Raw genomic sequence first — 12,051 nt, forward strand, 5'->3', positions numbered from 1 at the left:
TTAATGGGCCATTCATGGGCGCACTCAGGACAAACAAAACTAGGGCCGTCTTCATAAGGGTATTCAGAATCGCACTTCGGGCAATTAGGCATAGATATTCTCTTTTAGGTTTCAACATGAATCTAACAATGAATCAGCCTGCCCTGGGAGCAAGCTTTAAAGTGTTATTATCTACCAATTAGCATTTAGAATCTTCTAAATAAGTAAGATCCTTTTATGTCGACACTTAGTTACACTTGCCTAAGCGCTAGACAGCGTTAAAATACTTAACCTTCCTAAGCTCATCCCAGGTATCTCTATGCAATCCGATTTTTGGTTCAATTGTTGGAAAAACAACACCATCGGCTTTCATGAAAGTGAAGCAAACCCTAACTTGGTAAAACACCTCGACTTGCTCAAGCTCGCCCCCGGTAAACGAATACTTTTACCTTTATGTGGGAAAACTCTCGATATTCCTTGGCTAGCCTCTAAGGGATTTCAGGTTGTTGGCATCGAGTTAAGCGAGTTGGCCATACAACAACTTTTCGATGAAATGGGCGTTCGGCCAGAAGTGAGCACCCAGGGGCAAATTAAACGCTATCATGCTGAGAATGTAGACATACTAGTCGGTGATTTCTTCAGTGTCGATAAAGAAACGCTTGGCCAGGTTGACGCTGTGTTTGACCGTGGCAGTTTAGTTGCTTTGCCTGTAGAGATGCGCAAGCAATATGCCTCACACCTCAACACTCTGGTTGCTGGAACGCCTCAGCTAGTGGTTTGCTATCAGTATGATCAGAGCCTAATGGGTGGACCGCCTTTTTCAGTTAGCGAAGAAGAGTTGCAGCAACACTACGCACAGCATTACAACTTGCGGCCCCTTGATAGCACGAAGGTTTCAGACAAGTTTTCAGCAGCCTTTCCTATCACTGAATATGTCTGGCTACTTGAGGGCGAGAATTAAACCCTCAGCCCTTTTATTCTTGTTAGCAAGCCTACTCACTAGAAAGAGAAGACCATGAAAGAAGACCAAGCTCGCTGGAATAAGCGCTTTAGCGAGCGCCCGATGATTCAAGCGAAAGCACCCGCTTTTATCGAGGAGGCTTTAGACCAGCTCCTACCCGGCAGTGTGCTTGATATTGCCAGTGGCGACGGTGCAGCAGCCTTATTCCTAGCCGCGAAAGGCTTTACTGTATCGGCTGCCGACATATCAGAAGTCGCCCTGGATCGACTGAACACCTTCGCACAAGAGAAAAACCTAGAAGTAAGCACTTATACCTTAGACCTCGATCACCCAGAACAACTAAACGAGCTAGAGACGTTTGATAACATCGTGATGACGCACTTTAAACCAGCGCCTCATTATTGGCCCCTGTTCATCGCACTGTTACGCCCCGGTGGAAAGTTACTTTTGAGCACCTTTAACCTCACCCATCATGAGAAAAACGGCTTTTCCCGTCGCTTCTGCCTAGAGCCAGGTGAACTCAGAAATATAAACGAGCACCTGGAACTCGAGCATTTCGCCTCCATTCAACGAGGTGAAAGTTATATGGATGATTATCTGTTTCGCAAAGTGTAAGCCTTCCTACGCTCACTCAAAAGCGGAGTTCATAAGAACAAAGGGGAAGTACACGTCGTTTTTTAAGTGCAAAGAGATCTAAGCTTCTGAACCCTGACTGGCCTATAATAAAACTGTCTAAGAAATAGACAGCGCAGTAACTCCTAAAAAACAATAATGATCAATAGAGGTTTACCGTATGTTATTAAGTCATGTCCCTGGAATGTTCACACACCCCGATGAAGAGTGGGAATCAATAAGAAAAGAACATTCAAGCCCGCTTAAGATGGCCGCCTATATCTGCCTTCTCGCCTTGATTGCCCCAGTATGCGCCTACATTTCAACCACTCAATATGGTTGGCAAGTGGGTGAAGGCCAGTTAGTTTACCTTTCTCAATCGAGTGCAATGACGCTCAGTATTTTGACTTATGTCGCCATGGTCGCGGGCATTTACTTTATTGGCTTTATGATTGACTGGATGTCTCGCAACTATGGCAGTGGCCATGATGAGTTTGCCGCGAACGGAATAGCACTCGTCGCTTACTCCTGCACGCCTCTGTTCCTAGCTGGTTTAGCACCACTGTACCCAGAGCCTTGGGTGAATGCTGCTATTTTCCTCGCAGCAGCGGGTTATGCAGCTTACCTGATGTATGACGGTTTACCTCATGTACTGAAGATATCCCAGGATCAAGCCTTCTTCTTTGTCGGTGCGATATTAACAGTTTCTCTGGTTTATCTGGTGACAACATTAATCGGCACCGTCATTATTTGGAGCATGGGCGCTGGCCCAGAGTTTGTCACGCGTTAAAGGGCAAACACTAAAAAGGAAATACCAAAACGCAGAAGGGGACTTATATTAAGCCCCCTTCTCATTTCATATGCCACTTACCACTGCAAACGAATATCTTTCATACGCTGTTTATCTGCTGGTAGCGTCGGCGCAGTATCCGGGTCCACTTCCTTATAAACATTTGTCACCGGCGTAATGTTCGCGTCTCGACCATGGATAAAGTCCTGGTCAGCAACAATGGTCATGTAGGCTTTGTTTAAATCAAGTGCTCGACGAACAGAAGGCGTTAGCAGCTCATATACATCGGCGGCAACCACCTCTTCTTCCTTAACTGTCCCGTCTTCATTAAACCATTTCTCTAGCATTTCACCGTTCTCACGAAACTCATCGCCACCACCAACTCGCTTTAGGTAGTCCAGGATTTCACCTTCGGTATCACCCATTACCGGCGCATCTTTCATGCCCTTCAAGTTAATATAGCCCCAACCTTCAGAGCCTGTAACCTTCCGTGGAAATGCAAAAGTCTGATCTATCGTACTGCCAATCGAGGTATGACAACCCATGCAGAAGTTATGTTCTTCATAGCTTTGTCTACGCATTGAACCGTCGGCATTTTCTATGAAGCCCAGAATCATCCAGCCAAAGCTGTTATCAAGCCCATGATCACCACGATTGATATACTTCGGCAATATTTCATCAATCTTTTCTTGTCGCTCGTTGCCATACATGGAAATCAAATCAGGCTCATCAAACAATTTGAATTTGCGCATGTAACGCACTTCCTTCATTCGTGGTGACACACCTATATCACCATCAGCTGACACGCCTACATAACGAACAGTATGAAGGAATTGAACACCTTCAGGGTAAAGCATTGGTACGACCGCTACATCAGACGCTTGCCCCACATAGAAAGCGGGTCTATCGATTTCGTAAATCACACCAAGGTGACCATCATTATTCAAGTCGGTACAAAATACGCGCTCATCAACTTGTGGCAAGGATACTGAATCCAGGTTTTTAATCGCCGCTTCCATAATCGCAAGGTTAGCTAAATAAGTATCTCGTGAATAAGCACTGGTATCGTTAGTACAACTCTCGGCAGCCGCTCTGAATTCTTCAGGTAAGCGCACCATTACGTCATCTGTAGAGCCATTTGTTGGCCAAAAGGTGCTAGGTTGAGGTTTGTAATTAAATGCGACCCAGTAGCTGCCGTCTTTGGCAATGCCTTCGTCGTCAAAAGCATCTGCGCCTTGCTGTAAATTTACAAGTTTTGGGATAGGGCCTTCCCAATCCGAACTTGCTTCTAATTGCTCAATTAAAGGCGTGTAGTTATCCGTATTAATGTAATCAATAACCTCTTGATCTGAGATCTGACCAACCTTTTCAGTCTTATCTTCAAACAAGTTCTTCCAATGATTGGTCACCCCAACATCAGAGAAAGCATATTCTGCCTGTAATACGCCATCGGCCATATAGTTTGTGCTGGAGCCAAAAGGATGTGTCTGGTGACAAGCCATACATGGATTGTGCTTTGCTTCATGTTTGGTATAACACTGAGGAGGGACAATCGCTTCTTTGTTATAGGTAATGCCATCTTCCGTCGCACGAAGCTGACCTGATGTTCCCTCATTAATCTCTGTCGGGAAATTAAGACTCGCTAATAGCTCTGTTTCAGCATCAGGGTCATTTTGTGTGTTGCTCTTGCTCGTATTCGAATCACTGCTACAAGCACTCATCAGAACAAGTAAGGCCAATAGGTTAATATATTTCATAAGAATTTCTTTAGTGTCTGAGAAAAAAGGAGGGCAACAATTCGCCCTCCCCTTACAGTACTCTTAGAGTACTAACTTAATGAAAACTACAGTGCTGGATCTTCATATACCCAGATAACATTGTTTTCATGATTCCCAGTATCTTCACCAATCAATAGACGACCGTCGTCCATTACAGCTAGGTTATCCGGGTTAGAGATATTGTTAACACTACACTCATTCACATCACGATCAGAGTAGTATGGGCCACCTACAATTGCAGGAACCATAGTATCAACGTCTACGTTGCCAGCGTTTTCTTTCAAGGTCATACGATATACCACACCGCATGGGCCGTGAGTGCCGTCTAGCTGGATATCACCTTCATCATCAGCCATTGTTTTGTCAAATGATGACATAGCCATATACATGTAAGCCTGATCACCATCAGCAGCACCAGCATTCCACCAGTTATCTGCAAGACCATAGTTGATAACAACACCTTCCATCTTACGGAACTCACCCGTCGCGCCCAAAGCAACAGCTGCTTTACGGCTCTCTAGGAAAGCAGGACGGTCATCAGTAAAGGGATCAGCTGCAACAGAACCGCTGCCATCTAGATCCTGAGAAAGCTTAGCTTCAGCCCAATCATTGATTTGCTGATCAGTAATATAGCTTGGGCTAGCAAGTGTGCCCGCATCATATTCAGCAATTGCAGCTTCGATATCAGCTTCAGCACCGTGCGCAAGCTCAATCCACTCAATTGCAAAAGCAGCTTCAGAAGGATCGCTAACACCATTCGTCTGAGTGACTTTCGCAGCGTATAAAGTACCAGAGCTCATATCACCTGCTGCATCAGCAACAAACTTGAAGAACACAACACCCGTTCCGTCATCACTCAAGAATACTGTTTTCTGGTCAGGCATCACTACGCTGTTTTCGTGAGAGAAGCGGCCTTGAAGCTCAAGTTTATTTAGTTCTACGTTTGCAAGCGCTGGGTCTGCAGCAGTGCTAGACGTACCGACTTCAACAATGTAGCCATACTTGTACGGGTTTGGCCATGCACCAGAACCGTCAGTTGGGTAACCCAAGTACTGAGCAAGTGATTGAGGGTTGCTGAAGTATTGATATGATTCATCAAACCAATCAGCCGTGTCATCAAAGTAAAGCTCTTCTGCTGTCAAAGGCGTGCCCCAAGGACTGACAGTACCGAAGCAGTTTACCCACGTTCCATCAACTGAAGAGAAATCTAACATACCTTCAAGAGATATATTTTGGTAACCCGTCTCACCTGCGCCAAGGTTGCTTAGGTTCATACGGCTCATGCTTCCTGGGCGGTCTTCCCAGTTAGTGTATAGGTAGAAGCCTGTACCACCGTCAGAGATAACACCGTTAAAATCCGGGTCATTAGAGCTCTTAATCAGAGTCGTGCCATCGGCAGCAAGAATATCACCCATCTCATTGCCATCGACCAAAGTATCTTCTTGCTGAGCAAGAACTTGATAACGACCTGTTGCTGTCATAACCACTTCTTTATCAGCAGTTGCAATTGGCGCATCCAAGGCAGCAAAGTTAGCCGGGAAGTTATTGAAGTCTTCACCAACAACAACACCTACAGTGCCCTTGTCAAAAATCTTGCCGTCTGCGTCAGCAGTTGTATTTGAAGAACTTGGGTGCTGAACGTTTAAGAATAATGTGCCATCAGTATTTAAGAACATACCGGTGAATTCTGCACCAACTGGCGCTGTTGCATAGCGCTTTAGCCCCATAGGAATATAGTTAGAAATACCATCGCTACCGTCTGCACCATCAGCGCCATCTGTACCGTTAGTACCATCAGTACCATTCGTTCCATCAACACCTGCTACACCAGCTGCACCTGCAGCACCCGCCTCACCATCATCACCATCTTCACAGCCTGCTAGCGCTAAGGTTGCAAGAAAAATGGCCGACACTAAAGGTCTTTTTGTAAACTTAGAACTCACACTCATCGTAACTCTTCCTCAAATAAAAAATCTTAGAATAGATGTTTTTTGCATGCGAAAGTTTGCAGAGCGGAAGTGAAAGTTTAGTGACATTTATGTGAATTAAAAAATACGGTTTCATCAATATAGAGCAGAAAAACCACATAAAAACGCACCGCGCCACTTGCGTTATAGCGCTATAACGCGGGCACCACAATTAGTCGAGATTCACTTAATAGAGACTTAAGCGTTATTAAGCGAGATTGCTGCATCACCCAGTCTGGGTTCTTGCGGTATTCGTTCAGATTACTAATAAAGCTGGCACTGGCACCTTCGGCTTTCTGTATTTCTTCTTCGATTGTCGCTTTGGCAGATTGATGCAAGGCATTGGCCTCACCTCGCGCTTGAGCCATTCTAGAGTTTCTTATGCTTTTCTGCTCCTGAACTCTTTTTCTTTTTTCCGTTCTCGCGATCGTTGCTTGATCAAAATTCTTTTTAATAGAACCGGGAGGCTTCAGCTTTTTAATTTGGATCGCAGTCAACCTGATACCTAAATTCAAGTCCCGTGCCTGCTGTTGAATGGAGTTCTTTAGATAGCTTTGAAATTGAATTCGACCCGTTGTTAACAAGTCGTTAATTGGTTTGCTGGCGATATATTGGATCACCTCAGCGGATGATACTTCAAATAGCAGCGCTTCAGGGTCGAGCGCCTGCGTACGAAAGATGCCAGGCTCCTCTATGGTATATTGAAGTATCAGACTGACCTCCAATAAGTTCTGATCACCCGTTGTCAGTTCCCGCTGAATTGGCGCCGATGTTTCCTCCACCATGTTCAGTTCCATTGAGCGTACCGAAGTCGCCTGTATCTTCTCTACCGTCTCCATGGGCCAAGGTAAATGATAATGCATGCCAGGCAAGACCTGATCGTCGACTATCTTTCCGAATCGCAATAATATTCCACGCTGCTCAGGCCCTACAGAGTAAAAGCCACTTAAGAGATATATCAACGGCAAGAGCCCTAAAAAGATCACCCACAAGACATGCTTATTTGATGCGAGTATATTTCTTAAATCACTTAGCATATGCATCTGACGCTCCGGGGCTCTCCAACAAGCGCTGGACGAGTGGTGACTCACTAGATAGAACCAAGGTCGTATCGTTGCCCATCATGTCTTTGTATAAATCCATGCTTTTTCGAAACTGATAGTATTCGGGGTCTTGGGCATAAGCCTCGGTAAATATTTCGGTTGCTCTGGCTTCCCCTTCACCCAACATGGTTTGCGACTCTCGATGCGCTTTAGCCAAAAGCTCACGTACCTCTCGTTCAGATTCAGCCTTAATTTTTTCAGCCTCTTCAGTACCTTCGGCACGATAGCGAGCAGCAATACGTTTTTGCTCTGCAATCATACGGTCATAGATAGCCTGAACATTTTGCCTAGGGAAACCAAAACGGTTCGGGCGAATAGCAAGCACTTCAATACCGTAATCCTGTAAGGCAACCGGAGCACTATTTGCAGTAATTTCCTCAAATATGCTTCGCAAACTGGATTTGTCAGGCCTTGTAGAGAATATGCCACTCAAGGTCGCATGACCTATTGCAGCACCGATATTAGACGTCACCAGATCGGTCAGCCTCGATTGGGCGACTTCGAGATTACGCAAACTACCCAGAAAAAGCTCAGGCTTTGAAATTCGCCATAAAGCGAAGCTCTGAATCACTAAATTTCGACGATCGCTTGTCACATATTCAGATGCAGGTAGCTTAAGTAACTGCATTCGCTTATCCATAAATACCTTGGTCTGAATAGGCGCAGGCAATTTAACCGTTAGCCCTGCTTGAGTGATGGTGCGAACAGGTTTCCCAAACTGCATAATGACGGCAGCTTCATTTTCTTTCACCACTACCAGACAAGTCGTCAGCAGGTAGACCATGATTATCAGGACTCCAAGAATCCAGGAAATTCTTTTCACACTCTTAACCTCATGTATTAGAAAGTTAGCGACGATCGTTTTGCGGTAACCATAATCGAAGCTGCTGATTGGAAATCTTTGGGTCTATCACTGTAAGTTGTTTACCCTTAACTTGTTTTGCCAAGTTATTTTGACGGCTCTGATAATGAAGCGCTTCGGTTTGGTTCTGAAATAAACTTTGCAAAGGCAAGTATCGATTGATATCTCCCTCGGCACGCTCTATTTGTTCTGTCTTCGTTGCTTGAGCACGATTAACTTCTCCTAAGGCTTTTGCATTGGCATTCGCCAAATCTTCCTGGCTTTTGGAGTCAGCACTCAATTTAGCCTTTAGCATCTTTTGATAAGCATTGAATCTTTTCCAGTGCGAATCGACGACACTAGGAGGAGCTTTAATAGATTGGATATGAGAGCGAATGTAACGAAGTTCCAAACCGGAAGCAGATAGGTCTTCACGTATCAGCTTATTTAGTCGACTCTCTAAAGGCTTTCTCGGCCCATTAAGTAAAGTCAGGTACTCGTTCTCTGCCGCAAGCGTAAGCAAAGCAGATTCTGCATAGCCGCCAAGAATATCCTTTTGAACTGCCGGATCGAGCAACAACTGATGGTAAGGTTCCAGCGAGAAGTGCAGCTTTAGATTAATATCGACCAGGTTTTCATCACGGCTTAGGAAGAACTCTCCTTCGCCTTTCACCTGAGGACTTTTTCCATCAATTTTGTTTTGCCACAGACCGCTGGCAACAGAACTTTCTTGCTCTATATTCTTACGGGCACTATCGGTATCAACACTCAAGATATTACTGTCTTGAAGAATGACTAGCCCTCCAAGCGGCCAAGGAGCCTTATAGTATAAACCTGGAGACAAGTGCTCATTATCAAAATGATGCAGGAGGTGGCCATAAGCAACGTGCCCGTGAGGTACGATACGAAAGCCACTGAGTAAATAAGCAGTGCCCAGCAATGCAGCAAATATCGCCAGGTTTGCAGGTTTTCTAAGCTGTTTAGAATGATGCTGGAGGTGCTGAACCGACGGCATATCCATCAGTTTATCCATCAACGATACTTGCTTCAGCTCTGCACCGGTAAGCAAACTCTTAATACCCGAAATCAAAAGCTCAAGGCCGGCTATCGTAACCATCACAGCAATAATCACTGCGACAATCTCATCGAGGTAGATACCTATCATTGTACCTATCAATGAAAGCAAGACCGCAATTGAAGAAAATACATCGAGTTGACTATGATAACCATCCGCCACCAGAGCCATGGATTTAGTTTCTTTACCTACCCAGGTTTTTAAACGAGACATTAACCAAGCAATCGCTATACATAACAATATACCTACGATGCCAACCCATAAATGTTGTAAATCTTCTGCCTCTTGGGATTTTATTTCCTGAATAATTTCTACCGGAACGTAAAGAATCAAGCAGGACATTATGATCGCCAGAATAGATTCCAGCTGATGCGCTTTTTCTTCAGAAATGGATAAGCGCCCTTTCTCGACAGAAACGCGAATACAGATGCCACAAAGTAAGGTAAGCGAGACCAAAATATCAGACAGGGAGTGATAAGCGTCAGCAAGTAGCGCTGTACTGCCTGTTATCCACGATGTTACTAACTTGATGGCCGTTAATATCAAGTCTGCAACAATAGCGATTAACGATGTACGAATTCGTCGATCTGAAAACAAGAGGGTCACCTAGTTCAAAAGAGAAGGTGAGTCTCTCAACTAAATGTGACAATTTTGTGTCAGTTTATTTGGAGTCAGAGTAGAACGGCACTTGCTTAAGCATATTTTCAATCTGAATACATGTTTATCTATAGGGTGCAATTCAGATTAAATAAGAGCCATTCATTTAAGGGCCCTTCTTTTGGTTTTCTCCGTGCAGACCATCGGCCGCTCTGTGTCCTTTGTGGTGGATTCATTTTTGGTGTCTTGATCTTCAAGATTAAGGCCCTTAACCACAGAGGGCACAGAGCGCTTTGCTGCACAGAGGAATAATGTTTTTCTAGGCACCCACTGTAAAAAAGTGAAATTCAGTTTAAGTAAGTGCCATACCGCCCGGAGTAAAAACTGGCGTTCTTACTCTGGGCCTAAATATCTATTTAATACTCATAAACCTCGGTGATGGCATCAGTCATGTGGTAGCCCGCAGTCGCAAATTCAGTCATCGACAACTTCGCCTTCATTACCCCACTTACCCAGACAGGCGTCCAAAATTCACTAGTCATTAAGGGCTCTTTTAAAGTCACATAAACGATCTGATTTTCAGGAGGCGGCGGTACATGAATGCAAGCTCCTACATAGGGTACCAGCAAGAATTCCGACACCGAGTCAGCGGTGAATTTGAGAGGAATAATATAACCCGGAATCTTGAGTTTCTGTTGATCAAGAGATTTCACGACTGGTGCAGGCTCCTGAACCTGAGCAGGTATTGGGTTTAGGTCCCCATCGTAAGCCTGCCCCTCGAATGACTCACCTTCAAAGGCGCCGCTTTCGAAAGACTCTCCTTCGAAAAACTCCTGCTCTTGTGGCACCGGAGGCTCCCAACCTTCGGGCATTAAATCATCCCAGGATATCTCTTTATACGTGTCTTTCCCTATTGCAAAAGCAAGCGGAGAGACAACAAGCAACACAACTAAAAGCACTCTTAGTAGCTTCATTTACTTTCTCCTAAAGTTTGATCGACATGCCGTCAGCTAAAGATTGTTTATAGGCTCGATAGCCCGGTATACAGCCGATTAACAAACTCATACCGACGACCGCTGCCACCAAGGCAAGCTGCTCAGAACCGAAGCTAGTCAGCGATATCGTTAAGCCATAGCCTTGCAATAAGGATTGACTCATCAATACAGCACCGAAAAATACCGCCAACCCTAGCGCACACCCAAGCACTGCAAACAGCAAGGACTCTGAGGCCAGCAGTACAAATATCTGGTTCGGCCGGCAACCTAAAGAACGGAGAATCGCAATTTCGCGCCGACGTTCATTTAAACTGCTAAGAATACCCGTTAATAAGCCAACGAAGCTATTCAATAAAACGAAGACTGCAATAATCAGCAAAGCCTTTTCGGCCACACCAATTAACTGCCACAATTCCCCCAAAGCAAGGCCTGGCAATACAGCTAATAAGGGTTCTTTTTTGTATTTGTTTATCGCTCGCTGGATACGGAAAATTTCCATTTTCGACTTTAAGCCCAGCATAAATGCCGTGATTTGTTTTGGTTGAAGATCCATTTCTAGCGTTTGTTCTGCAGTGACCTTGTTCCGAGATTGTGTACCCGACTGCCAATCAATATGTAATGCTTCAATACCTTCCAAACTAACATGAATCGTTCGATCAACAGGCGTGCCTGTGCGGGCAAGTATGCCAGTTAGTATAAAAGGTTTATCATCATGCCGGGAGAACCCGGTATCGTTAACACCGTGCGCCAAGGTCAGCTGATCACCAATTTTATAGCCTAAGCTTTCCGCAATCTCAGCACCAATCACCGCATCATAAACCCCGTCAAAGTGCTTCCCTTGCTCGAAGTCCAGCCCTCTGTCATCAGCAAAGCGGTAGTGTTTGAAATAATCCTGCGTGGTGCCCATCACTCTATAGCCTTTGTGAGAGTCCCCAAGTGAAATTGGAATAGCCCAGGCAACCGACTTGTGTGAAGAGATTTTTTGATAACTATCCCAGCCGATATTGTTGGTTGCATTGCCAATACAAAAAACGGAATACAATAACAACTGCACCGAACCACTTCTCGCGCCGACTAATAAGTCTGTGCCTGAAATCGTATTGGTAAAACTATGCTTAGCCTCTTTACGCACCGTATCGACACTCAGTAATAGAAAAACGCTGATACAAATACTAAACAAGGTTAAGCCACTGGTAAATTTCCGGTTGAGGATACTTTTCAGCGTTAGCTTCATCAGCAGTGCCCAATTCATAACACGGCCTCCTGCCCTTTATTTGAAGACTGTTCGCAAGCGCGGTTGAGTTCGCCTAACTGAATACTGCGATCAAAAGCGGCTTCCAGGCCAGCATCGTG

General features: G+C 44.9%; 10 protein-coding genes and 1 pseudogene. 3 read left to right on the plus strand and 8 right to left on the minus strand.

Features of this window, described 5'->3' with window-relative positions; translation table 11 throughout:
* Positions 1-92, minus strand: a pseudogene (locus A3761_RS25900) (alkylphosphonate utilization protein); the annotation flags it as partial.
* Between the two features lie 206 nt (positions 93-298).
* On the opposite strand from A3761_RS25900, the gene tmpT reads away from it, so the two are divergent.
* From tmpT to A3761_RS20240, 3 genes are all read left to right on the plus strand, one after another.
* Complete coding sequence (gene tmpT, locus A3761_RS20230) at positions 299-940, plus strand: thiopurine S-methyltransferase (protein WP_068553689.1); 642 nt, start codon at positions 299-301, stop codon at positions 938-940.
* A 54-nt stretch (positions 941-994) separates the two neighbouring features.
* Positions 995-1,555: a bifunctional 2-polyprenyl-6-hydroxyphenol methylase/3-demethylubiquinol 3-O-methyltransferase UbiG gene (locus tag A3761_RS20235; RefSeq protein ID WP_068554225.1), complete on the plus strand. Its 561-nt coding sequence runs from the start codon at positions 995-997 to the stop codon at positions 1,553-1,555.
* Positions 1,556-1,733: 178 nt separating this feature from the next.
* Complete coding sequence (locus tag A3761_RS20240) at positions 1,734-2,342, plus strand: Yip1 family protein (RefSeq protein ID WP_068554227.1); 609 nt, start codon at positions 1,734-1,736, stop codon at positions 2,340-2,342.
* Between the two features lie 77 nt (positions 2,343-2,419).
* Here the strand turns inward: A3761_RS20240 and A3761_RS20245 are convergent, their stop codons facing one another.
* From A3761_RS20245 to A3761_RS20275, 7 genes are all read right to left on the minus strand, one after another.
* The gene (locus A3761_RS20245) at positions 2,420-4,099 is read right to left on the minus strand and encodes a hypothetical protein (protein ID WP_068554229.1); all 1,680 of its coding nucleotides are present in this window, start codon (positions 4,097-4,099) and stop codon (positions 2,420-2,422) included.
* An 86-nt stretch (positions 4,100-4,185) separates the two neighbouring features.
* The gene (locus A3761_RS20250) at positions 4,186-6,069 is read right to left on the minus strand and encodes an alkaline phosphatase PhoX (RefSeq protein ID WP_068554231.1); all 1,884 of its coding nucleotides are present in this window, start codon (positions 6,067-6,069) and stop codon (positions 4,186-4,188) included.
* Between the two features lie 170 nt (positions 6,070-6,239).
* Complete coding sequence (gene hflK, locus A3761_RS20255; RefSeq protein ID WP_068506873.1) at positions 6,240-7,130, minus strand: protease modulator HflK; 891 nt, start codon at positions 7,128-7,130, stop codon at positions 6,240-6,242.
* Positions 7,114-8,013, minus strand: coding sequence for a protease modulator HflC (hflC, locus tag A3761_RS20260; protein WP_156490593.1), 900 nt, complete (start codon positions 8,011-8,013; stop codon positions 7,114-7,116). Before hflC ends, hflK begins: the two co-directional genes overlap by 17 nt.
* 25 nt (positions 8,014-8,038) lie before the next feature.
* On the minus strand, positions 8,039-9,703 hold the full coding sequence (locus A3761_RS20265; RefSeq protein WP_068554235.1) for a cation diffusion facilitator family transporter: 1,665 nt from the start codon (positions 9,701-9,703) through the stop codon (positions 8,039-8,041).
* Between the two features lie 416 nt (positions 9,704-10,119).
* Positions 10,120-10,677, minus strand: a complete 558-nt coding sequence (locus tag A3761_RS20270) for a DUF3299 domain-containing protein (RefSeq protein WP_068506877.1) — start codon at positions 10,675-10,677, stop codon at positions 10,120-10,122.
* Between the two features lie 10 nt (positions 10,678-10,687).
* Positions 10,688-11,950: an FtsX-like permease family protein gene (locus A3761_RS20275; protein ID WP_068633881.1), complete on the minus strand. Its 1,263-nt coding sequence runs from the start codon at positions 11,948-11,950 to the stop codon at positions 10,688-10,690.
* Positions 11,951-12,051 lie beyond the last annotated feature (101 nt).

The sequence above is a fragment of the Oleiphilus sp. HI0123 genome (assembly GCF_001635315.1).

Bases quoted from the DNA above. Each gene is read 5' to 3' on its own strand.
- A3761_RS20250 (WP_068554231.1), bottom strand. From the start codon at position 6,069: ATGAGTGTGAGTTCTAAGTTTACAAAAAGACCTTTAGTGTCGGCCATT.
- A3761_RS20270 (WP_068506877.1), bottom strand. From the start codon at position 10,677: ATGAAGCTACTAAGAGTGCTTTTAGTTGTGTTGCTTGTTGTCTCTCCG.
- hflK (WP_068506873.1), bottom strand. From the start codon at position 7,130: ATGCATATGCTAAGTGATTTAAGAAATATACTCGCATCAAATAAGCAT.
- tmpT (WP_068553689.1), top strand. From the start codon at position 299: ATGCAATCCGATTTTTGGTTCAATTGTTGGAAAAACAACACCATCGGC.
- A3761_RS20235 (WP_068554225.1), top strand. From the start codon at position 995: ATGAAAGAAGACCAAGCTCGCTGGAATAAGCGCTTTAGCGAGCGCCCG.
- A3761_RS20245 (WP_068554229.1), bottom strand. From the start codon at position 4,099: ATGAAATATATTAACCTATTGGCCTTACTTGTTCTGATGAGTGCTTGT.
- A3761_RS20275 (WP_068633881.1), bottom strand. From the start codon at position 11,950: ATGAATTGGGCACTGCTGATGAAGCTAACGCTGAAAAGTATCCTCAAC.
- A3761_RS20240 (WP_068554227.1), top strand. From the start codon at position 1,734: ATGTTATTAAGTCATGTCCCTGGAATGTTCACACACCCCGATGAAGAG.